Origin of the sequence: Paenibacillus albidus (assembly GCF_014644435.1) — a bacterium.
GTDB classification, from domain to species: Bacteria; Bacillota; Bacilli; order Paenibacillales; family Paenibacillaceae; genus Paenibacillus_AQ; species Paenibacillus_AQ albidus.
Genome location: NZ_BMKR01000005.1, coordinates 125,394 through 147,280, shown reverse-complemented (window position 1 = coordinate 147,280; position 21,887 = coordinate 125,394). Strand labels below are relative to the sequence as shown.

The window sequence follows — 21,887 nt, the reverse complement described above, 5'->3', positions numbered from 1 at the left end:
GATTCACCTCCATTGCTGAAGATAGGCCTCTATTTGCGGCTCTACCTTCAGCAAGTTCTTTTGAATGATTATTGTTGCGCAGCAAGCCATTGATCCAGTTGTTTCTGCTTGCTGTCTATGATTGCCCCAGCGCCTGCATCTTTCAGCGCACTAATGAATTTAGGAATGATCGTCTCAGGGTCCACCGATCCGCTGACAAGTGCAGGTAAAAATTGATTCACAACGTTGTTCACTGCACTCATCTGTGTCTTCACTTGGCTTTGATCAAAGATAAATCCGAAATAAGGTGATCTTTCTGTATCCTTGTTTTCTTTCAGCTTCAGTTCAACATCTGACCAGTTGATCCCCTCGAACTGGTACTGAAGGGACTCGGAACCCACGATTCCAGAACTCAGCATTGCTGTGTAGGGTACCGTATTGGCGTCCATGCCTTCCGGGAATTTCACGTGATGCTCATCAACCTTCAGGTAATCCTCCCCTTCAACCCCAAAGAGGATGGTATTGATCAGCTCTGTGTCGGTATACAGCAGGTTCAGGAACTTGACAGAGGCTTCCGTTTCTTTAGAAGTGCTGGATACCATCCAAGTTACGGCATTAACGGCGCTTGTATCGAAATAGAACGGGGCAATTCGTTTGGTTTCAATATTTTTCCCGGCTTGCGCACTCAGGGTTTGGCCCACCTCCATACCGCTGTAGCCTCCAAGGAAGGAGAAGCCGCGTCCGGAAGATACCATCTCCATTGCTGTAATCGTCGTTGTTGCGGTATCCTTCTGCAAATACCCCGCATTGAACCAGTCTCTCATCATCTGAATCCCGTTCTTGAAAACATCGGATTCATAGAAATTAACGACCTTTCCATTGTCGCCGATTACGACACCGACTCCGGTTGTATCTGTCAGGTAATCTACCTTGCTCGCACCTTTCATCAGATTCACAAGCCCCGTATCCGTTGGATTCACATTAATCGGGCCAAACGGAACCACATCGGGTGACTTCTTCTTAACGGCAGCGAAGACGGCAGGCAGATCCTCCACCGATTGAATATTGTCAGCCGAAATACCTGCATCTGTCAGCATATCGGCGTTGTAGATAATATTAGTAGGCAAAGCCATCCCTTTATTCACCGGAATACCATAAATATGTCCATCCATCGTTGTGGTTTTGAGGATGTCCGGTCCGAAATCCTTCTCCAGAATAGCAGTCAACTCTTTACCGTATTCCGGGAGAAGCTCTTCGAGCGGAGCCACCTGACTTTTGGACACATAGTTGGAGAATTGTCCGAGAGTGGTGAAGATATCCATTTTCTCTCCGCTCTGGAGCGCCAAGTTGACTTTCTGGGCATAATCAGCCGGACCGTAAAGGCGGAAATCCACTTTCACACCGATCTTTTTTGTTGTGATTGCATTGATCGCGTTCGTCACCTTGCTCAAATCATCGGGAATCCGGTTGAAGGACGGCAGGGCAAATACGATTTCAGCAACTTTTGCATTGGCTTCCGCATTCTCAGAATCATCGGCCGATGTATTCGAATTGCTGCCGCAGGCCGAGAGCAGTGAACCGCATACTACCATGGACAACAACAGTGAACCTAACCCCTTTTTACTTTTCATGATGATGCCTCCTGTTCTGTATTTTCACTTTCATTGTACTTCTTTGGAGGATTGCAGGCTTTCAAAAAGACGGGCTGTTTTTTCGAAAAACCGTGTTGCAGCAAGAAGCTCCGCTTCTCTGTGGAAAAGCGGAGCTTCTTGCTATCTAACAGTTTTGTGCTTTGAACGATAGGCTATCGGTGTTTCTCCTGTCAGCTTTTTGAATACCGTCGAGAAATAAGAAATCGTATCAAATCCGGCGTCCATAGCGATCTCGCCAATGCTCGCCGTGCTCTCAATAAGCATTTGCTTCGCCGCTCTGATGCGGTAGTCGTTCAGATACTCCTTGACCGTCTGGCCGGTCTCGTTCTTGAAGACCTTCGCCAGGTAATCCGCTGTCAGATATACACTTGCGGCGACATCCTCACGACTGAGGTCTTGTCTGTAGTTTTCTTGGATAAATCGCTTTGCTCTCTCGACAACCCCTTCGGACTGCAGTACTTCTTTGATTGAATCCACCGTTTTGTCCGTAAGCGCCTCAGCCCACTTCATGAAGTCAAACACACTGCTGTCGGCTTTCTGGACCAATGCTTGGGTCACATCGTCGGCAAATAACCGATGCGCCTGGATATGCTGCCGCGAGAGAAGGGAATAGACCACTTGAAGGAAGTCCTCCCGGATCGAATGAAGTGTCGTTGAATCCAGCTTATTCAAGCTTGTCAGCAATTCCAGCTCTTTCTTCAGCCGATTCACAATCTGGACCTTCTCCTTCTGGACGAACAACATGGTGAACAGCTCAATGTCAAGGGTAAAGCGCTCCGTAATATCATAATGAAAGGGTTCATTCGGCAAATGCACTTTCCCTCTGAAAATGATATTGGACTCATCCAGCTGCTCCAGCTCCGTTTTGATCTGCGAGAGTCCTGAGACCGTAGTCTTCTCACTGAAGTAACAGGTAGCTGTACACTTCAAATATTGCCTGCACATCAGAATAATATTCTCTGCGCTGTCCTGCAGCCACTTCATATCGATCTTGCTCTCGATAAGGATTGCATTGTAGAACACATTATCGACTTGATAGGCGATAATCCGGCCTAAGCTCACCTGGCTGATGAGAATTTCAGAAATCAGGTTAGAGAGAGCATAATGGAAGATGCTCTCGTCCCACTCTCTCTCGATCTGGGAACGTGGAACACTTACGAGAAACAGGATATATTCCGTATGGACAGACAAGGATAACTCACGTTTCTGCACTTCACTCTGAATAAGATGGATTCGGGGAGACAGCGTGGCTGTCAGCACATCACTCCAGAATCCTCTTTCCACCAGATCTTTGTTCTTCAGCCACGCAAGCCCCATCTTGCTGTATTCACCCATCATCATCTTTTTCTTCAGCGTATCCATGGACTTCCGCAGCGCCGCTTCCAGCTCCTGCTTATCCAGCGGCTTGACCAGATAAGAGTCGGCATCGTACGAGATCGCCTTGGAAGCGAAGCTGAAGCTCTCATGGCAGGTTAAAAATATAAAACCTCCTTCATATTGGCGGTCTCTAGCCCACTTGATCATATCAATACCGGAGCCTCTTGGCATTTCGATATCGCAAATGATTAAATCGGGCTCGCCGTTATCGAATAATTGTTTCGCATCCTGTATGTTATGAGCGGTCTGCACTTCGGTTATTCCAAATTCATCCCAGTTCACAATACCGAGCAGGGCTTCAACCGTAGGTATATCATCATCAATCAACATACAACGCATATTATCCCCCCTACAACATTGGCTGGCCGGATTTGTTTACGGGTATCCACATTTCTACTCTTGCGCCTGACGTCTCTGCATTGGACAGCTTAAGCAGATCGTCACGATTGTAGAGCAGCTGGAGGGTTTTGCGGATATTGGCTATCCCGACCCTGCCCCCATCCTCCGTCACCTCTTCGGCCTCCGACTGGCTTAGCCATTCGGAAGAGAAGCCTCCTCCGTTATCCTCAATCACAATACTGACGAATGGGCTTCCGTCTCTTGTCTCTGACCGCACTCTTATGAAGATTGACAGCATTTCTTTATAGAACATTGCGTGCTTGAACGTATTCTCAACGAAGGTTTGAATCATGAATTGAGGAATGGGCACCTGTCGGGCTTCATCATTGATCTCTATCATGAAGAATACTTGGTCAGGATAACGGATTTCTTGCATCCGGATATAATTTTCGGTATGCCTGATCTCTTCCTCCATCGAGACTTCCACAAGTCCTCCCTTAAACATATACCGAAGATGTTCCGACAGGCAGTGAATCAGTCGCCGTATTTCTTCATTCTTATTTTGATACGTCAAGCTGGTGATCGTCGAGATCGCATTCAGGAAAAAATGGGGTCTGATTTGCATCTGCAGATATTTGATTTCTGCGCGGCTTATTTCGATCTGTTCTTCATAGGATTGAATCTTCAAATCCTTGATTTCGCGAACCATGGATTCGAGCGCATGGAACAGCTTCATAAACTCCAGGGAGTACGGTACCCCCTGAGGAACCTGGTACTCCAGCTGCCCCTGCTCAACCACTTTGGCCGCCTTCACCAACTCAAGGATCGGCTTCAACACATCCCTTGTTAAGAACCTCAGCACGAGCGGTACAACGATAGCCGAAAGAACCGCTAATAAGGCGATGCCCCACTGAATAAGCTTCAACCCCGAGAACAGGCCTCCCTTGGCAACCATATTTGTGATCTGACCAAACTCTCCAATCGGTTCGGAAATGATCAGGAAGTTACGCTGATACTCTTTGGTTAAGCTACCCAAGGTGGTGTCTGCCTCTTTCAGGTCGATATTATTCGCAGATAAAATAATCCCCTGCGTATTACTCAATACATACCGGTTCTGATCGTTACTCCCCCTGTCTACCATCGATAACAGGGTGTCCGCTTTGACTAACGTTCCAAAGCTGACTTGTGAATAGGTGATGTACTTGAACAAATAATAATCACCCTGGATCTGGAACACCTTCCATTCATCACTTTCATCTGCTGGACCGGAGCTGAACTTGTGCATATTGAGGAAATCGACCAGAGCGAGCTTATCCCCGGATTGAATCCGGCTGCTGAATTGTTCCAGCACGAGCTCGCCGGAAAGTCTGATAAACATGCCATCACTGGAATAATCGTTTGCCATTTTCGCCAGCAGGTTATTTTTGAGCTGCTGCACTTTGAAGTATCGGCTGCTCTCATCCATGTTGGCTAAATTCACTGCGGCATCAATGTTATTATCGAACACCTCAATTAAATCTTTGGAAAAATTGTTGAAGTTATTATGAATGTTAGCCTGATAGATGGCAAGCGTATTACGCGAGCTTGTTAGTGCATTGCTTCGTACAACCTCCAGGGAGTAAATATTACTAAGAACAAGGATAGACAGCAGGATGGCAAGAATAACTGTCATCTGCACCGAAAACTTGAACACGATACTGTTTGTTCGAATCATACCACCACTTCTTCCTCCCCGGAATTCAGTAAGCCCCTGAGCCGATTCATTCTCGATCGGACCCAGGGGCGTACAAGTATGCGATTTTCAGTTAGTTAATATTCAAGCATTTATTACATAGGCACTATCTTCCACTGCCCACTTCAGAGCAGCTTCGATATGCTTATCCCAGAAATCCCATGTGTGCGCTCCCGTGCATTCCTCATAAAGGTGTCCGGCCTTCTCACCTTCAAGAAAATCATGGAACCGGCGGTTGACATCCAGCAGGAAGTCCTCTGTCCCGCAAGCCATATACAGCTTCGGCAGTTCAAGCCCCTTCGCCTTCACATCAAGCACAAGCTTCTCCGGGTCTTTATCACTGCCAAGCAGCTGACTCAGATCACCAAAGACGCTTGTGTAGTATTTATAGCTGGCGATCCCGTCATTGTAATCCGGGGCTATGTTAGCAATTCTATAAGGAATAAGTGCCGATGACAAGGCTATAATGCGGCCGAATTGCTCTGCATATTTTAGACCGTTGCGGATCGCTCCATAGCCACCCATGGATAAACCGCCAATCCATGTATCCTCGCGCGCCGCAGACAGCGGGAACAGCTTGCGCGTGAAGTCCACCAGCTCCCTGCCGATATATTCGCCGAAGTATTCTCCCTTGTTCTCATCATCCAGGTAGAAGTGATTTTCTCCTGCGGGCATAAAGACCGCAACCTGATATCTGTCCGACAACTCCCTGATCCGCGAGAAGTTCAGCCAATCGCTGTGGCTCCCGGAGAAGCCGTGCAGCAGATAAACCGCCCTCAAAGGTTCTCCCGACCATACCGGCTGTCCGAACCCTTCAGGCAGATCAACCGGCAATAACGCATTAAACGTTACCTCTCTTTTCAGACATTTCGAATGAAGGCTTATTTGCAGTGTAGCCAAAATAATCACCCCTTAACAAAATTCGGATTATACCAGAATATCCTTTCGTCATATACCATTCTATTGCTTCTGCATACGCAATACTTCAAAAAAACCGTTCTCTTTTTTCAATTCAAAGGCACATCACGGGAACAGAGCCAGAGCTCACGGATTCAAGGCTCTTGCCATAGCGTTGATATAGCCCGTTCTGGCACGCCGGCTAATCTCGGCTGTTGGAACGACGTGCTCAAAGCCATGATAGCCCCCGGGATAGAGATGAAATTCCACATCGACGCCGGCCTGAGCCAACCGGGCGACGTATTCGATCGTTTCGTCGCGAAACGGATCTAGCTGTCCGACGCAAGTATAGGCGGGAGGCAGATCAGCCAGATTATCCGCGCGGCTGGGGGCCGCGTAAGGAGAAATATCTCCTCCGGCAGGGCCGCCAAGATACATCTCCCATGCGGCCAGGTTATTGGCCCGGTTCCAAACCGCAGGATACGTAATCTCATGGCTGGAGAGCGTAAGATTGCGATCGTCAATCATCGGATACAGCGGCAGTTGGAAACAGAGGGAAGGACCGCCCTTATCTCTGGCCATTAATGCCAAGGCGGCGGCCAGTCCTCCGCCTGCGCTCGCCCCGCCGACTGCAATCCGGGCCAAATCAACATTGAGCTCGTTGTTGATATCAGCCAGCCACACTAGCGCCGCGTAGCTGTCCTCTATCGCTGCCGGGAACGGATGCTCAGGCGCAAGACGGTAGTCGGGCGAAACGACGACGCAGTTGGCTGCCTTTACAAAGCTTTCACATAACGCATCATCCGCACTGGGATGGCCAAGCACATATCCTCCACCATGGGTCCACAGAAGAGCAGGCAGCGCATTTTCATTTCTCTGGGCCGGTTCGTAGATTCTGACCAACATTTTGTTTGAATCGCTAACGGACAGATACCGTTCTGTAATGCGAACGAACTCCGACTTTTCCGCAGGTAATTGAATATTTTGCCTGGCAGAATCCAGATCATCGGGCAAATGAAACGGTGGCAATTCTGCTGCTCCTTGTTTTAATTCCGGAGCCACTCGGTTAATAAAATCCATCTATGTTACCTCCATTATGATTCCTTTGTGAATGAGTCTGCCTTCATGACGATTAATCAAGTTGTTGCTTTTTCAGATAATCTGACCGGAAGAATGGTCTCAAGCGGTACCTGTTCGCCAGCGATCTGCAGAAGCAGATACCGGACGGCCAATTCACCCATCATCTTGATCGGCTGTACGATCGTAGTCAAATCCTCCGCATCCCCGACCGAGATTCCATCGTATCCTATAACTTTGACTTGATCGGGAACGGCTTTGCCAAGCCTTCTGCATTGCTTCAAAACTTGCAGTGCCAGCATATCACTGCTTGCAAATACACCGTCGAGATCGGGATGTTCCTGAAACAAGCCGCTTACTAACTTCTCATACTCTTTGTACTTAAAACCGTTCAGGTCCGTTTGCTTCACTATGAACTGGAACTGGGCGTCTTGTCCGCTGACTTGTTCCAAAAAGGCGTCATGCCTTTGCTTGGCTAAAAGACTGAGCCTTAAATTACCGCTGAGATAGGCTATTTTCCTGCATTTTTTCCTTAACAGCAATTGGGTAGCCAATACTCCTCCCTGATAATTATCTGAGGCGATAAAAGGAATGGATTTAGAAATTTGCCGGTCCAAAGTTACCAGCGGAAGGTTGATTGACATATAATCTTTCACGCTCATCGTATGACTGCCCATTATAATGCCATCGACCCGGCTGGCCCTCAGCAAATCAATATATTCTTTCTCTTTTTTCTTGTGGTGCAAGGAATTACACAGCATGAGCTTATACCCTTGGTCGTAGGCAAACGCCTCAATGTGCTTGGTCACTTCTCCGAAGAACGGATGGGAAATGTCGGGAAGGATTAGACCAATAATATGGGATTTCTTGCGGAGTAAAGAGCGTGCCACCTCATTCGGCTGATAATTCATCTCCTCCATGGCTTCGCTTACTTTTTTCTTCAGACTGTCACTTAAATACCCCCGATTGTTGAGAACACGGGAAATGGTCGTGACCGAGACTCCTACTTTTTCTGCAATATCTTTAATCGTTACAACCATCCATAACCTCCTAGCCAGGATCAGCCCTCTTCATCCGTTCTGAGGAACGAGAGAGGTTTTGTATCAACCGGTTGATATAAAGGGGCAGACCCGGCCTATGGCAGGAAAGCCGCTATCGCTTGGTTTTATGTCGTGCCACGTTCGACAAGAGTAACCGGGAACGTGTTAACCATAGAAACCTCTTTGCCTTCGATTTGCTTAACAACCAGTTGAATGATAGAATCGCTCATCTCCTGAATCGGCTGTCTGACTGTGCTAAGACGCGGCGAGATCAGCGATGCGATCTGAACGTCATCGTAACCCACAATTTTGATCTCTGAAGGAATATCTTTTTTCAGCAGATAACAAGCATGAATGACCTCTGCAGCAATCACGTCGCTGCTGGCGAATACACCGTCTATTTCAGGATGCTCTTGAAAGTACGCGATGATTGCAGCGTTGTTCTCGATGTGCTTGCTCCCTTCAGCATCCAATTGCAATTGCAACGGTTCCATTCCTGCGCTCTCCACCTCAGCTTCATATCCCTGCCTTCTCTGGCCAGCCAGCATAGAACGATGCTGGGGACCGTCTATTCCACGAAAAATGAAGACAGGATGAAGACAGCCCTTGTTGATTAATAATCTCGCAGCGAGTTTACCGCCTTCTAAATTATTCGAGGTGACAACAGGAATATCTTCCGATATAACGCGATCGAATGAAACAATCGGCAGATCCAAGTGAAGATAATGCTGGACATCGAGCACAGCACTGCCCATGATGATTGCATCGACTTGATTCTTTTTCAGCATCTCAATGTATTCCACTTCTTTGGAGACGTTGCGGTTGGAATTACATAACAATAGTTTATAGCCCTTATGATCCGCGTAATATTCAAGATAGTAAGTCAGTTCAGCAAAAAAAGGATGCGAGATCGTCGGTATGATCAGCCCGATCATATTGGATCTTTTTCTGAACAAGGCCCGGGCCATTTCGTTCGGCTGATAATTCATCTCCTTCATCACCCGATAGACCTTTTCCCTCGTCTTTTCACTGATATAACCTCTATTGTTAAGTACTCTAGAAACGGTATTAATAGAAAGTCCCGCTTTTTTTGCGACGTCTTTAAGATTCGGCATATAAACCACCTTGTTTTTTAATTCCAATTATAGATGAATTCTGCATGTATTTCAGCTACTTAGTTGGATCTCCCTTATTTCAAAGCCCCTTCCGTAATACCTTTGATGATTTGTTTTTGTAAAAACAGATAGATGATCAGCACGGGAATGATTGTCATAATGAGTCCAGCCATTAATGGAGCATAATCAACGGAATAGGAAGAAAAGAACGTATAGGTCGACAGCGGGAGCGTCTTCTGGTCTGGAGACAGCAGCACGAGACTGGGCAGCAGATAATCATTCCAAATCCAAAGCACGTCCAAAACAAGCAGTGTTACAAATACCGGCTTCAACAAGGGCAGCACGACACTAAAAAAAGTTCTCAGCGTTGAACTGCCTTCAATAAAGGCGGATTCTTCCAGTTCATAAGGAATCCCTTTGATAAATCCGTGAAAGGTAAAAACGCCAAAAGGAACCCCGAATCCCAAATACATAAACATCAGCGTTAATTTCGTATTCAGCAGCCCCATATTCCCGTATAGCATCACCAACGGAATCATGAGTACCTGAAAAGGAAGTGCCATGGAGGCCAGCATGAGGAAGAAGAGCATAGAATTGAGCTTCCATTTATAGCGTACGAATAAATATCCTGTCATCGCCGAAAAAATAATGATGATAAATACGGAAATAGCCGTGATAATTAACGAATTCATGAATCCCTGTAAAAAGTCCATATTGTCAAACGCACTTGAATAGTTCCGGAAATTAATCGTTGTAGGAAGCGACAAGGGGCTTTCGAAGAATTGCTGCGTTGTCTTGAAAGAGTTCATAATAATCAGCAGGAAAGGAGTTAAAAATGCAAGCAGCAATACATACAAAAACCCCGTTTTTAGCCGAGAGAGGATGCGCTGGTTAGCATTCATTAAGATTCCACCTCCAGTTTCTTGAGCAGATAAGATTGAGTCAAGGCTATGATCGCTACGACAGCAAACAAGACGACGGCTTCCGCCTGGCCGATGCCATATTGATTGGATAGAAATGCTTTTTGAACGATATGGTAAGTGGCAAGCTCCGTCGAATTAAAAGGTCCTCCTTTGGTTAAGGCAAGGTTGATGTCGTAAGTAAGGAATGAACGGGACAGTGAAATGAAAATACAAATGACGATGGCGGGAACCGTAAGCGGCAGTATGATTTTACGAATAACTGAAGAGCGGTTGGCTCCGTCTATGCTGGCTGCTTCCAGAACGTCATTGGGAACACCTGTAAAGCCGGCGATGTAAATGATCATCAGATAACCGACCAATTGCCAGGCCGTTGCAATGATGAGCGCCCAGAATGCGGTCCCTGTGTCTGTCAGCCAGGAGGTTTGAAACATTTCCCATCCGTATTTATTGCCCAGGTAAGGCAGCACCTGTGAGAACAAGGTCTGCCATAAGTATCCCAAAACGATACCGCCGACCAAATTGGGAGTGAAGAAGCCTGTACGCAGCCACTGTTCCCCTTTTCCCCCTCTGGTCAGTGCCAGCGCGATAAAAAAAGCAAAAACATTGGCAATAACCACTGTAAAGAAAACATATTTAAGGGTAAACCACAATTGGCTGAGGAAGACTTTATCCTGAAACACTTCCAAGTAGTTCGAAAAACCGATTAAGCTACTGTCTCCTGTCCGAACATCCCAATTCGTAAAAGTCAAATATAAGCCGACGATGAACGGTATAATCACAACAGCGGCGAATGCAAAAATGGAGGGACCCCCGAAAACCAGAAATGTTCCTACGTTCTTTAACGATAACTTTTTGTTCATAGTTCTGCCCCCTTTCATGAATAAAAGATGGGCTGAGGGGCCCCCTCAGTCCCATCCATTCATTTTAAAACGAATGAAATGCTCCTTTATTTCCCTGCATACGTTTTCCAGTAATCTTGAACCTCTTGTGCCAGTCCTTGGCGGTCGATTTTTCCTACCAGGTACTTTTGCATCGATGCTCCGGTCTTTGCCCAGTAATCCTGTGGTAAGTAATTAATCACACCGATGTTGATAATGTTCCCTTCTTCTATATATTTGCTGACGGCATTAGAAATGATGTTAGTACTTTGTGCCTTAAGATCCTTGTAAGGCATGGACAGCCCCATTTCGGAAATAATTGCGTTTTGTCCTTCTTCGCTTGTTACCATCCATTCGATAAAGGCTTTTGCTGCTTCCTGCTGCTCAGGCGTTGACTTCGAATCATCTATGGCGAACAGTTTTGGTTCGCTGTAAGCTACTTGAGCGTTGCCAAAATCAGCCGGGTTATTGCTGATCGGTAACGGAATGATGCCGAATTCATCGTCGCGATCTTCAAGCGTTCCAATTACAGCCCAGCTCCAGTCACCCATGAAGTAGAAGGCCGTATTCCCCTTCGCAAAATCCGCGCTGTCCCGATTGTAATCTGCGACAAGCGGGTCGCTTTTACGGGCATTGTACTCCTTCAGCAAGTCGAAGGTATCCATCAGACCGGTAAATTGCGGATTCTCTGTCAAATTGACCTTCCCGTTCTTCAGTTCTTCCACAAATTTGCGATTGTCATCTACATTCTGCGACTGCAAAGAATAGGTCAATCCTAAATAATGAGCCCCCATAGACCAATCTGCCCCGTGAACCATCACCGGTGCCTTGCCTGCCGCTTCAATCTTCTTAAAAAGCGCTTCCAAATCGTCGCGGGTTTTCACCGATGCAGGATCAAAGGTTCCGCCAATGGCTTCCTCCACCGTACGCTTGTTGTACAGCAGACCGTATCCTTGGGCCGTCCATGGAATACCGAGGAATTGGCCATCCAGCAACGCGCCTTCAATAGCACCCGGATTGGCCAGTTCTTCATATTGGGCCTTCTCTGGCTCCAAATCAAGAAAATCGTCCTTATACTGAAGTATAGTTCCTGCATCAAGGTTGACAATTGTAGCCGGATTTCCTGAGGCCAGCAGGGATTGGAACTTTTCGAGCTGCGCTCCACCGATCGGTGTAGGAATCAATTCAATAGTCACGTTCGGATGAAGTTCGTTATACTTCTTAAAAAGCTCCTCAAACACTGTATTGACTTCTGCAGAGGTATTAAAGAACGTAAGCTTGACGTCCTTGGAGGCTTGCTGTGTCTGCGCCTCTCCCTCTCCTTCTTTTGCAGAGTTGTTTGGAGAATTACTTTTGGAACATCCGGCCAACACCCCCATTACCAACGCTAAACAGATAACGAAACTTGCATACTTTCTCAATTTCAAGTGATTTCCCCCTAACTTTAGATTGTTTGAACACGCTTTCATTGCTGATGCAATTTTATGATAACCGGTTAACATTCTTATGTCAATCGGTTATCATAAAAAAAACAAGAGGTTAACATACTGTAATTTCGTTAACAAAACGATTAGTTTTCAGCATACTGTAACTCCGGTTTATTTTGAAGGAAAAGAGCACATGATTGAAAACGACCGGACTAAAGCATTTCGAGCCACCACAGTGAGTCGTACGGGATATGTTATTTCATTTTCTGGCTATGTTTGAAAAACTAAAAAACGCCTGAACCAACAAGACTATCGCCACTTCAATGGAATTATGCCATCGGAATGGTTCATCTTGTTGCAAAAGAAGCCATCAAGCAATTGGGAATTCCTTATCCATCTCCTGATTTTGTTGATGACTTTTCCGAATTCATTTTCTATACCGCAGGTTATTTAAACCAAAGGTGGCAGCCTAGTGTCAACAAATTTAATAAATGCATATTTAACTAAGGAGTATATAGCAGTAACTAAAGACACACAATCCAAGTTATTTTTAGTGTTATAATTTTCTGTAATGAAGAATTTTCATTATTTTCAAACGTACCATTAATGATGTTAATAATGATGCCAAAATTGATGGAGGCCATTTTTATGAGCATAAAACTTTATTTGACGCGACACGGTGAAACGGAATGGAACGTTGTGCATCGCATGCAAGGTTTTGAAGATTCTCCCTTAACAGAACGCGGAGTTCGTCAGGCTGAAAGCTTAAAAACCGCCTTGGATGCTGTTCCCTTAGACATTGTCTACACGAGTCCGAGTCCCCGAGCAATGCGAACGGCAAAATTAATTTGCGGGGACAGGAATATACCATTGGAAACTTCCGAAGCACTGATGGAAATGGGGTTTGGGATTTGGGAAGGACGCGTTCACACTGACGTGGAGGCCCAGTTTCCTGAGCAATGGAATCTTTTTTGGAATGACCCTGAGAAGTTTGCAATAACTGATAGCGAAACGTATACGCAAGTGCATGACAGAGCCATTGGATTCTTAAATGAAGTTCTGCAGAAACACCCCGGGAAATCGGTGCTCATTGTTACGCATACCATTGTAGTCAAGATGCTGATGGCTCATTTTGCCGGAAGCGAAATCAAGCAGCTATGGAAATCGCCTGATATCCTTCCAACTAGCCTTTCAAGAATCGATATCACGGATGATGTTGCTGAGATTATACTGCATGGGGACGTCAACCATTATAAAAACTTGTAAAAAAACAGCGATCGCGGAATTTAAGTCGGGCATTAAGCCTATCTTTCTTGTCCTCCAAAGGGACCAAGTTCATGTCACGGGCATAAGACAAGAACTTTGTCCCTTAAAAAGGAAAACGAGCTATGCGCGGATCCTCCATGAACTATATTTTCTCTCCTGACAAGTATTCCTATTACCAAGCAAAATGCGCATTTTCCTACTTTAATAAATCTCCATCCCCTCAGAAAGCTTGAACCCAACGGCCCGTTTCTTGGGGTCATCCACTGTATACATGACATTGACTGCAAGATCGTCTTCGTAAAAGACGTAGGCAAATTGAATATTTTCCACTTGAAAACGCGACGTTTCTAAAGGCTTGGCCGAAAACTCAATATCACGTTCTTTTTTTAAAATTTGATTCACATAATCAAGGGTCTCTTGGCTTTCGTTGGCGGGTACAACCGTAAATTCATGCTTGTATTTGTTCATAGCGGGGATTGAAACAAGAAGCCATGATTAGCATCTGGAACCGTCTCGCCGCTGAAGGGTTGACAAAGGCGGCGCTCTACAGTACGATTAGAACGATCATTCGATCTAATCCGAGGAAAGGAGGCTTGCATGCCGATGTTCGAGCGCTACAACAAAGTACAGAAGGCCGTCTTGGAGACGACGCTGCACCTGATTATCGACCGCGAGCTGCAAGCGACGTCGATGTCATTGATCGCGAAGGATTCCGGCGTCTCGACCGGGAACATTTATCACTACTTCAGCAGCAAGGAAGACATCATCAACGAGCTGTACAAAGCCATAGTGCTGTTCAACGGCGAGTTCGTCATGAAGGGCATGAATGAAGCCGAGTCCGTGCTGGAACGATTCCGCCGGGCGTGGCGCAGCGTGATCGAGCTGGGCAAGCAGCACCCGAAAGGATTCCGGTTCATCGAGCAGTACTCGTTCTCGCCTTATATTTATGAGCAGTCCAAGCTGGAAGCCTACAAGGGCGGCTGGTGCGGGCCGTTGGAAGAACTGTACCGCCGGGCGGTCGAAGAAGGACTTTTCGTCTCCCTTGATTCGCACATGATGGTGCAGATGCATTACGGCTCTATCGTCTATCTCTTGAAGAGCCATCAGCAGAACATGCTGGAGCTGACGGACGACGTCGCTGAGCAAGCGATCTTGGCCTGCTGGAACGCGGTGAGCAAAGAAAAAGGTTGGAACGGCTAAGTTCGGCCTGCTTCTTTTCGCCAAGTTTAGATCGAACGTTCGATTGAATTTTTGCACCGCCAACGGGCTCCGAGTTCGATTAACCCATTGTCCGCAATACATCATTGTCAAAGTAGAATGAACGTTCAATTTGGTCGGAATTAAATTATTGAATCGGGAGGAAATCATAAAATGACTACGAAAAAGACGATTTTCATTACAGGCACCAGCACGGGGCTCGGCAAGCTGACGGCCATTCATTTTGCGAAGCTCGGCTGGAATGTCGCCGCGACGATGCGCACGCCGGAGAAGGAAACGGAACTCACCGCTTACGACAATATCAAGCTGTTCAAGCTCGACGTCACGAACCTAGCGGAAGTGAACTCCGCCGTCGACGATGCGATCGCTGCATTCGGGAAGATCGACGTCGTCGTCAACAACGCCGGCATGGGCGTCTACGGGGCGTTGGAGCTGGCGGAGGAAGATACGATCGACTGGCAGTTCGCCGTGAACGTCCGCGGGCCGATCAACGTCACCCGCAAGTTTTTGCCGCATTTCCGGTCCATGGGCGGCGGCATGTTCATCAACATCAGCTCGTTCATGGGCTTTACGACGGCCGTTCCGCTCGGTTCGCTGTACAACATGTCCAAGTTTGCGTTGGAAGGCTTGACTGAAGGACTCTATTACGAGCTTAAGCCGCTTAACATCGAGTTGCGTCTCATCGAGCAAGGCGGTTCAAGTGGAAACAATTTTCAAAACAACATCCGCTGGAGCAAGGACGAGAATATTACTGCGTACGAAGGCCTGATGGACAAGGTCACTGCCTTGATGGCCGAGGCTGCCGAGAGCGGCGCTCTGTTCGACCCGCAAACCATCGTGGACGCCATCGCTGCTCAGGCGACGGGCGCGAGTCGTCAATTCCGGACGGTCGTCGGAGAGGCTGGCAACAATTTGCTTGCGCTGCGGAGATCCGTCCCCATCGAGGAGTACCTGGAAACGATCGCGAAAGGTTTCGAATGATGCACTCGCCCAGTAAGCTTCATTGTTGAATTTATATATCACAGCCTCGGGCTGTTTATTGCGGAAAACACATCATTGTTTTGTCCATATATGGAAAACACTACAGCTTCTTGTCGTCGTTTGGAAAGGACAAGAAGTTGTATCCATATAATAAAAAACCGCGTTAAACGCGGCTTTTTGTGTAAATGGTATGTAGGTAATTTTGTGTCATTGTACATTGTTATTGTTGTCAAATTTTCAATTTTAACCGAAAAAAGCACTTAAGCAAAAGCCCGCATCATCCGAAAATGAATCCAAGCCAGCTTAAGTGCTGGGCGCCTTCCAGAAACAAAACGCTAAGTCCCGCGGCTCATCTCCTCATCCTGCCGTTTCAGCTCGCCACGCTCAACCGGTCATTCCGCGACCATAACGAAATCGGCAAGTAGGTAGCCGGCGCAGCATGTGCGAATGCCCTTCTTCCGCTGATATGCCGTCCCGTCTCCTCCATCCTCACCCCCCTAGACAAAGCCTGATCAGATCATCCACATGGGCGGTAGCCAAGCATTCCACCGTGTCGGCGGCTCCGTAATAGATTTTCACTTCTCCGTCCTCCTCCAGCACCATGCCGCCGGGGAAAATGACGTCATTGCGGAAGCCCCCGTCCGTCTCATAAGGTGCTTCAGGCGCAAGCAGCGGCGATGCGCTCATGCCGAGGATCTTCTTCGGATTGTCAAGATCAAGCAGCATAATGCCGGCCGTGTACCGCTTCTTCCAGGACGGCTCCCAGCCGTTCTTCCCTCTGGCGGGATCGATATCCACTGCATGGAACGTGGTGAGCCAACCCTTACTCGTCTTTACGGGTGGTGCCGCCGGGCCGATCTTGTCATTGGCGAACGGCACCTGCTCCACCGCCAGCAGCAGCTCGGAACGGCCCCAATAGATCAGATCCGGCGACTCCGAGATCCAGGTATCGAACCGGTCAACTCCGCCGCGGCTGTACACGGTGAACGGCCGTTCCAGCCGGACGAAGTTGCCGCCGATTCGCTCCGGGAACAACACCATATTTCGCAAGTCCGGTGTAGACAAGCTCAATATGTCGAAGGATTCAAAATCGTCCGTCACTGCGATACCTCCCCGGATGCCGTGCTGTGTATCTACGGCGAAGCACATGTAGCAACGACCGTCGATGACCGTCAGACGCGGATCGTAGGCACGTATGATCTCTTCGTCGCGCAGCTTGAAGATCGGCTTCGGCCCTGCCGTCCAGTGAATGCCATCGTTGCTGAAAGCGATACCGAGATCCGTCGTGTGAGACGGCTCGATGGTCTGCTTCTCCAGGGAGCCGTAGTCGTTGCGGAATACCATGACGTAACGGCCACCGAACTTGGCGACGCCTGCATTGAAGACAAGCGCGGTGGGATACGGCACACGGGCAGCGTCCAGCACGGGATTAGCCGGATGACGGCGAATGAGCAGGCTGGACTCCAGTGCTCCGATGATGGGCATATTGGTGGTTTTCATCTATCGACATCCTCCTAGACGCCCATGTCCTGCGAACGGATAGTCGATCGTAATACGCCCTGCTTGGCAATCGCCAATGCCGCTGTAAAGATCGGCCTTGCCGTCCGGGCGCATCACAATGCCGGAAGAAAAGACGCAGTCGACTAAATACGGTGCCTTGGCAGGTCCCGGCAGGTAGCAGGGACGACTTCCGATCAGACGAAGGTCAGATGACTCTCGGGTTGTTGGATCGAAGACGAAGGCCATGTTCAGGTACACCTTCACTTCTCCTCCAATCTCATCCTTATCCTGGTAGCAAATGTGTCCAATGATACCGATTTTACCACTATCTAGCAGATAAGCCTGATTGACGCCTCCCCATTCGCCTTTCCCGAAAATGCCGTGAATGTAAGATGCGTTCTCGATGACGTCCGCAGTCAACTCTTCCAGTCTGTCAATAACTGTGAAGCCGATCATGGATTCGCTCCCGTATTTACCTCTCATCTCGGTGCTGCGCGGACGCGAGAAGACGCCGATCTTGCCGTCCGACAACGGAACAAGGCGGATATCCTTCATTTTGTTAGGCCCGGTTGTGAAGTAGTACAAATTGTGGAGATCGGTGCCCCGGAAGAAATAGCCGAAAAACGTACTGTATCTTCCACTCTGATATTGCACATGAGTCCCGCCCATGACAAGCTCATCACCAATCTCACTGATGTAAGGATCCTCCAGAGTATAGATCATGCTATCTTTCACCACGGTCCATTCATCCTGTCCCGCTTCCTCGAACAGTCGGACCCAAGAGCGGGCCCATTCCTCGCGGTGTTCTACCCGTCCGAACAAATAGCGCTTCCCGTCCCGTTTGAATGGGATCGAAATATTGTAGACATCAAAACCGTCCACACCATGAAATTTCAAGGTTGCACTCTCATATATCTTTTTTGCCGCTTCAAATTCAATTCTTTGCTTCTGCAGGGTCAAATTTCTCCACCCCTTCCTTTTGTTTTCGACTCGTTTATTTAAGAGAAGCCTGATATTCCTGGAACTGCTTCTGGTATTCCGTAACCACCTTATCTAAACCGGCTTTCCTCATTTTTTCCAGTGCGGCCGGGAAGGCCTTATCGTATTCTAGGACGCCCATATAAATCGGAGTGATGCTTGCCGAAGCTTCCGACAAAATGTTGGTGTACTCGGCCCTTACATTCGTCGGGTCAAAAATAAAGTTCGCCGCGATACTGTTGACCGCATTCGGATTTGGCTCAAACAAGACTTTGTTGTTTTCGGGAATGCTATTCTCCAAGTCAAAACGCATGAAGTTTACGTTACCGTTTTGCGAATCAGATCCTCTATACCCCGGATTATTATTGTTATTCGGATCTTTGATCGGCTTAAAGTCCTTCTCGCCGTCCTTGGTGTAGTGCTTGCCCTCGATGCCATATTGAACCAGATCATAGTTCTCTTGACTTGCCAGCATCCAATCCAAGAATTTGACGGCCGCTTCCGGATGTTTGCTGTTCACCGGTACGGCATTCCCGTTTTTGAAGGTGAGCGGACGCAGATATTCTTTCTCCGGGTTAAACCACACAACACCGATATCGTTTACAGTGGCCTCTGGATTGTACTTCTTGAGTCCGCTCAAGCTTCCGCCGGTTCCCAGGCGGACGAACCATTCACCGCTGTCGAGTTGCGCATCTACCTGCTCCTGCTTCATGACCAAGATATCGGGATTGGTAATTCCCTTTGTGTATAGCTCGCGCATGAAGGACGCATCCTTCTTGAATTCCTCGGTCTCAATCCAAGACTTGACCTCGCCGCTTTGATTCACATAGAAGAACTTATCCTTCACCGTGAACGGGAAGGTGTCATAAGTCCGGTGCAGGATGGACGTATGCAGGTAGATTGGGTCAAAGTCCGCCCGTGTGCCCAAATAGGGCTTGTTGCTTCCCTTCCAGTTCTTCATGACAATCTCCCAAGTGCTGATCAATTCAGCCGGAGTAGTCGGCTCTTCGAGATTGTTCTCGCGGAGAATGTCGCGGCGAATATTGAACTCACCTTCACTCGCCATTTCAACCCAATAAGATGGAGCGGCATAATAGTTGCCATCGATTTTAGCCCCGTCGAAGATATCGTCCGGAATATATTTCTTCAGATTTTCTCCATACTTTCCGATCGCATCCGTGATATCCGCCAATGCACCGCGATTATAGTAGCTGGAGAACGGCGTACGGTCCTGCATGACGTGGAACAGGTCGAAATCTTCGCCAGTGGACAGCATCAGGTTCAGCTTCTGATCCCACGCATCCCACGGAATGTAGATTTTCTCTACCTCAACGCCGACACCGTCCAGAGCCAGCTTCTCATTGACCTTTTGGAACACTTCCTTGTAGTCTTTCGGCTCCGTGCCGGGAACCAAATATTTGATTTTAACCGTCTCTGCTGGCTTGCCGTTATTCTCCGGCTTCGGAACTGAAGAGTTGTTTTCCTTATCCGCGGTGTTGGTTGAATTAGAATCCTTGCTGCATCCAACCAGTGTCGAAAGGACAAGCACCACAGCTAATAGAATTACGTAATATTTTTTCATAAAAAATGGACCTCCTTCTATAGTGCTTTATTTATGTTAACCCCGAAGGGATGATATCAGCCTTTGACCGAACCAATTACCAGACCTTTGACAAAATACTTCTGCAAGAAAGGATACAGAAATATGATCGGCCCGATCGTCACGATCGCCGTCGCCATCTTGACCGATTCCGAAGGAAGCGTGATATCGCTTGTTCCGGCCAGCATCGTCATCTCGTTCAGCATGCTGATCTCCGATTGCATCTGCAGGAGCATAAATTGCAGCGGGTACAAATCCTTGCCGTCAATCAGCATGATCGCATTCCACCAATTGTTCCAGTAATCAAGTCCGTAGAAGAGCGCAATCGTCGCCAATACCGGCTTGCATAACGGAAGATAGATCCTGAAGGCAATCGTAATATCGCTGGCCCCGTCTATGGTCGCCGACTCCCGCAGTGAGTCGGGTATCCCGTTCATGAAATTGCGCACAAGGAAGAGGTTGAACGGGCTGAACAGCAGCGACGGAATGATCAGAGCGAGGATATTGTTGGTCAATCCGAGCGACCGGTTCATCAGATACCAGGGCACAATCCCAGCGGAAAAAATCATGGTGATAAAGAAATAGAGTGCCAGCAGATTGCGGTATTTCACATTTTTGTTCGCCAGGGTATAGCCGGCCATGGAAGTAATCAGAACCGCCAGCACCGTGCCGACGATCGTGACAAAGATGGAGATTCCGTAGCTCTGCATGACTTGGGAGCCGCCCGTAAAGATCAGCTTATAGGCATACAGGGAGAACTCCTCCGGGAAAAGGCTGTAGCCGTTCTTCAATATGGCATCCTCATCCGTGACTGAGATCATCAGCACCAGCAGCATCGGAAGCAAAGAAAGCGCCGAATAAATCGTAATCAGAGCATACATGACCGTCTTGCCGATTGAAAACGCCTTCATTTCTATTCCTCCTAAAATCTTTCCTCGGTAAGCTATTGCCGGAACCGGATTTTAATACAACGCGCCGTCTTTGAAAAATTTGCGGGTAATGGCATTCGTACCGAAGACAAGGATAAATCCGACGACGGACTGGAACAGTCCGACGGCCATTGCCTCGGAAGGATCACCAATCTGACGCAAAGAGCGGAATACATACGTATCAATGATGTCCGTGGTCGAATACAAGGTGCCATTGTCGCCGATCAAGGCGTAGATCATCCCAAAATCGCCGTACATGATTTTGCCGACCGAGAGCAGCGTCAGTATAACCACCGTAGGCATCATCAACGGAATCGTAATGCGCATGCACATCTGCCACCGGTTGGCCCCGTCAATCTCGGCAGCTTCATACAAAGTCTCATCGATTCCGGTAATGGTAGCCAGATAAATAATGGCGCTCATCCCGGCGCCCTTCCACACATGCATGACGGTAAGAATAGCCGGCCATGCATGCTGCTCAGTGTACCAGTTGACCGAGGCAATGCCGAACTGGTTCAGCAATTTGTTCACGATCCCCATATCCATTGAAAAAAACGCGTACAGCACATAGCTGATGACGATCCAGGATATGAAGTTCGGAAACAGCATCATCGATTGGCTGATCTTAACGAACAGCTTCTTGCGTAGCTCGTTCAGGATCAGTGAAATCGCCAGCGCCGTCAGCGTGCCGAAGACGATAAAGAGCAAATTTAGAAAGATGGTGTTAAAGGTGACCGTAAACGCCTTGTTCGACCGGAAGAAGAATTCGAAGTTCTTTAATCCTACCCACTCGCTATGGAATATTCCCTTTGCATAATTGAATCGCTGGAAAGCAATGAGCATATACGGATACGTCATATACCCAAAAATAAAGGTGTAGGCCATCGCAGGCAGAACCAGTATATAAGACGTACCGTTTCTGCGAATGTCGGACAGCATATCGAATCCCCGTCGCCGTTTCTTTTCCAATTTCTGTTCC

General features: G+C 47.8%; 18 protein-coding genes and 1 pseudogene. 3 read left to right on the top strand and 16 right to left on the bottom strand.

The window, feature by feature from the left end; genetic code table 11:
- Positions 1-68: 68 nt before the first annotated feature.
- The 10 genes from IEY53_RS07200 to IEY53_RS07155 all read right to left on the bottom strand — a co-directional run bounded on the left by IEY53_RS07200 (position 69) and on the right by IEY53_RS07155 (position 12,436).
- Positions 69-1,610 carry an ABC transporter substrate-binding protein gene (locus tag IEY53_RS07200; RefSeq protein WP_189023420.1) on the bottom strand — a complete coding sequence of 514 codons (1,542 nt, stop codon included), beginning with the start codon at positions 1,608-1,610 and terminating at the stop codon, positions 69-71.
- Between the two features lie 141 nt (positions 1,611-1,751).
- Positions 1,752-3,347 carry a response regulator transcription factor gene (locus tag IEY53_RS07195; RefSeq protein WP_189023418.1) on the bottom strand — a complete coding sequence of 532 codons (1,596 nt, stop codon included), beginning with the start codon at positions 3,345-3,347 and terminating at the stop codon, positions 1,752-1,754.
- A 10-nt stretch (positions 3,348-3,357) separates the two neighbouring features.
- Positions 3,358-5,061 (bottom strand): sensor histidine kinase, encoded by a 1,704-nt coding sequence (locus IEY53_RS07190; protein WP_189023416.1) that lies wholly within the window; start codon positions 5,059-5,061, stop codon positions 3,358-3,360.
- 102 nt (positions 5,062-5,163) lie between these two features.
- Positions 5,164-5,979, bottom strand: a complete 816-nt coding sequence (locus tag IEY53_RS07185; protein WP_189023407.1) for an alpha/beta hydrolase — start codon at positions 5,977-5,979, stop codon at positions 5,164-5,166.
- A gap of 144 nt (positions 5,980-6,123) precedes the next feature.
- Positions 6,124-7,056 (bottom strand): alpha/beta hydrolase, encoded by a 933-nt coding sequence (locus tag IEY53_RS07180; protein ID WP_189023405.1) that lies wholly within the window; start codon positions 7,054-7,056, stop codon positions 6,124-6,126.
- A 56-nt stretch (positions 7,057-7,112) separates the two neighbouring features.
- Positions 7,113-8,093 (bottom strand): LacI family DNA-binding transcriptional regulator, encoded by a 981-nt coding sequence (locus tag IEY53_RS07175; protein WP_189023403.1) that lies wholly within the window; start codon positions 8,091-8,093, stop codon positions 7,113-7,115.
- Positions 8,094-8,218: 125 nt separating this feature from the next.
- The gene (locus tag IEY53_RS07170) at positions 8,219-9,208 is read right to left on the bottom strand and encodes a LacI family DNA-binding transcriptional regulator (RefSeq protein ID WP_189023401.1); all 990 of its coding nucleotides are present in this window, start codon (positions 9,206-9,208) and stop codon (positions 8,219-8,221) included.
- A gap of 74 nt (positions 9,209-9,282) precedes the next feature.
- Positions 9,283-10,110, bottom strand: coding sequence for a carbohydrate ABC transporter permease (locus tag IEY53_RS07165; RefSeq protein WP_189023399.1), 828 nt, complete (start codon positions 10,108-10,110; stop codon positions 9,283-9,285).
- Positions 10,110-10,991 carry a carbohydrate ABC transporter permease gene (locus IEY53_RS07160; RefSeq protein WP_189023397.1) on the bottom strand — a complete coding sequence of 294 codons (882 nt, stop codon included), beginning with the start codon at positions 10,989-10,991 and terminating at the stop codon, positions 10,110-10,112. Before IEY53_RS07160 ends, IEY53_RS07165 begins: the two co-directional genes overlap by 1 nt.
- An 86-nt stretch (positions 10,992-11,077) precedes the next feature.
- Positions 11,078-12,436 (bottom strand): ABC transporter substrate-binding protein, encoded by a 1,359-nt coding sequence (locus tag IEY53_RS07155; RefSeq protein WP_229696031.1) that lies wholly within the window; start codon positions 12,434-12,436, stop codon positions 11,078-11,080.
- Between the two features lie 648 nt (positions 12,437-13,084).
- On the opposite strand from IEY53_RS07155, the gene IEY53_RS07150 reads away from it, so the two are divergent.
- A complete protein-coding gene (locus tag IEY53_RS07150) occupies positions 13,085-13,702 on the top strand; it encodes a histidine phosphatase family protein (protein WP_189023395.1) in 618 nt (205 codons plus the stop codon).
- A 207-nt stretch (positions 13,703-13,909) separates the two neighbouring features.
- Here IEY53_RS07150 and IEY53_RS07145 read toward each other — a convergent pair.
- Positions 13,910-14,170, bottom strand: a pseudogene (locus tag IEY53_RS07145) (DUF8821 family protein); the annotation flags it as partial.
- A gap of 129 nt (positions 14,171-14,299) precedes the next feature.
- On the opposite strand from IEY53_RS07145, the gene IEY53_RS07140 reads away from it, so the two are divergent.
- A complete protein-coding gene (locus IEY53_RS07140) occupies positions 14,300-14,902 on the top strand; it encodes a TetR/AcrR family transcriptional regulator (protein WP_229696030.1) in 603 nt (200 codons plus the stop codon).
- Between the two features lie 171 nt (positions 14,903-15,073).
- Entirely contained in the window at positions 15,074-15,901 is an 828-nt protein-coding gene (locus tag IEY53_RS07135; protein WP_189023394.1) for an SDR family oxidoreductase, read from the top strand.
- A 489-nt stretch (positions 15,902-16,390) separates the two neighbouring features.
- Here IEY53_RS07135 and IEY53_RS07130 read toward each other — a convergent pair whose 3' ends face one another.
- Genes IEY53_RS07130 through IEY53_RS07110 form a run of 5 tightly spaced genes read right to left on the bottom strand, consistent with a single transcriptional unit; the run spans position 16,391 to position 21,877 of the window.
- Entirely contained in the window at positions 16,391-17,386 is a 996-nt protein-coding gene (locus IEY53_RS07130; RefSeq protein ID WP_229696029.1) for a glycoside hydrolase family 130 protein, read from the bottom strand.
- A gap of 15 nt (positions 17,387-17,401) precedes the next feature.
- Positions 17,402-18,361, bottom strand: coding sequence for a DUF1861 family protein (locus IEY53_RS07125; RefSeq protein ID WP_189023390.1), 960 nt, complete (start codon positions 18,359-18,361; stop codon positions 17,402-17,404).
- 34 nt (positions 18,362-18,395) lie between these two features.
- A complete protein-coding gene (locus IEY53_RS07120; protein WP_189023389.1) occupies positions 18,396-19,961 on the bottom strand; it encodes an extracellular solute-binding protein in 1,566 nt (521 codons plus the stop codon).
- A gap of 56 nt (positions 19,962-20,017) precedes the next feature.
- The gene (locus tag IEY53_RS07115; protein ID WP_189023387.1) at positions 20,018-20,890 is read right to left on the bottom strand and encodes a carbohydrate ABC transporter permease; all 873 of its coding nucleotides are present in this window, start codon (positions 20,888-20,890) and stop codon (positions 20,018-20,020) included.
- Positions 20,891-20,941: 51 nt separating this feature from the next.
- Entirely contained in the window at positions 20,942-21,877 is a 936-nt protein-coding gene (locus IEY53_RS07110) for an ABC transporter permease (protein ID WP_229696028.1), read from the bottom strand.
- Positions 21,878-21,887: the final 10 nt, after the last annotated feature.

Excerpts from the sequence above, each read along its gene's own strand:
- IEY53_RS07200 (WP_189023420.1), bottom strand. The coding sequence starts at position 1,610 with ATGAAAAGTAAAAAGGGGTTAGGTTCACTGTTGTTGTCCATGGTAGTA.
- IEY53_RS07195 (WP_189023418.1), bottom strand. The coding sequence starts at position 3,347 with ATGCGTTGTATGTTGATTGATGATGATATACCTACGGTTGAAGCCCTG.
- IEY53_RS07190 (WP_189023416.1), bottom strand. The coding sequence starts at position 5,061 with ATGATTCGAACAAACAGTATCGTGTTCAAGTTTTCGGTGCAGATGACA.
- IEY53_RS07180 (WP_189023405.1), bottom strand. The coding sequence starts at position 7,056 with ATGGATTTTATTAACCGAGTGGCTCCGGAATTAAAACAAGGAGCAGCA.
- IEY53_RS07175 (WP_189023403.1), bottom strand. The coding sequence starts at position 8,093 with ATGGTTGTAACGATTAAAGATATTGCAGAAAAAGTAGGAGTCTCGGTC.
- IEY53_RS07170 (WP_189023401.1), bottom strand. The coding sequence starts at position 9,208 with ATGCCGAATCTTAAAGACGTCGCAAAAAAAGCGGGACTTTCTATTAAT.
- IEY53_RS07165 (WP_189023399.1), bottom strand. The coding sequence starts at position 10,110 with ATGAATGCTAACCAGCGCATCCTCTCTCGGCTAAAAACGGGGTTTTTG.
- IEY53_RS07160 (WP_189023397.1), bottom strand. The coding sequence starts at position 10,991 with ATGAACAAAAAGTTATCGTTAAAGAACGTAGGAACATTTCTGGTTTTC.
- IEY53_RS07150 (WP_189023395.1), top strand. The coding sequence starts at position 13,085 with ATGAGCATAAAACTTTATTTGACGCGACACGGTGAAACGGAATGGAAC.
- IEY53_RS07140 (WP_229696030.1), top strand. The coding sequence starts at position 14,300 with ATGCCGATGTTCGAGCGCTACAACAAAGTACAGAAGGCCGTCTTGGAG.
- IEY53_RS07135 (WP_189023394.1), top strand. The coding sequence starts at position 15,074 with ATGACTACGAAAAAGACGATTTTCATTACAGGCACCAGCACGGGGCTC.
- IEY53_RS07130 (WP_229696029.1), bottom strand. The coding sequence starts at position 17,386 with ATGCCCATCATCGGAGCACTGGAGTCCAGCCTGCTCATTCGCCGTCAT.
- IEY53_RS07120 (WP_189023389.1), bottom strand. The coding sequence starts at position 19,961 with ATGAAAAAATATTACGTAATTCTATTAGCTGTGGTGCTTGTCCTTTCG.
- IEY53_RS07115 (WP_189023387.1), bottom strand. The coding sequence starts at position 20,890 with ATGAAGGCGTTTTCAATCGGCAAGACGGTCATGTATGCTCTGATTACG.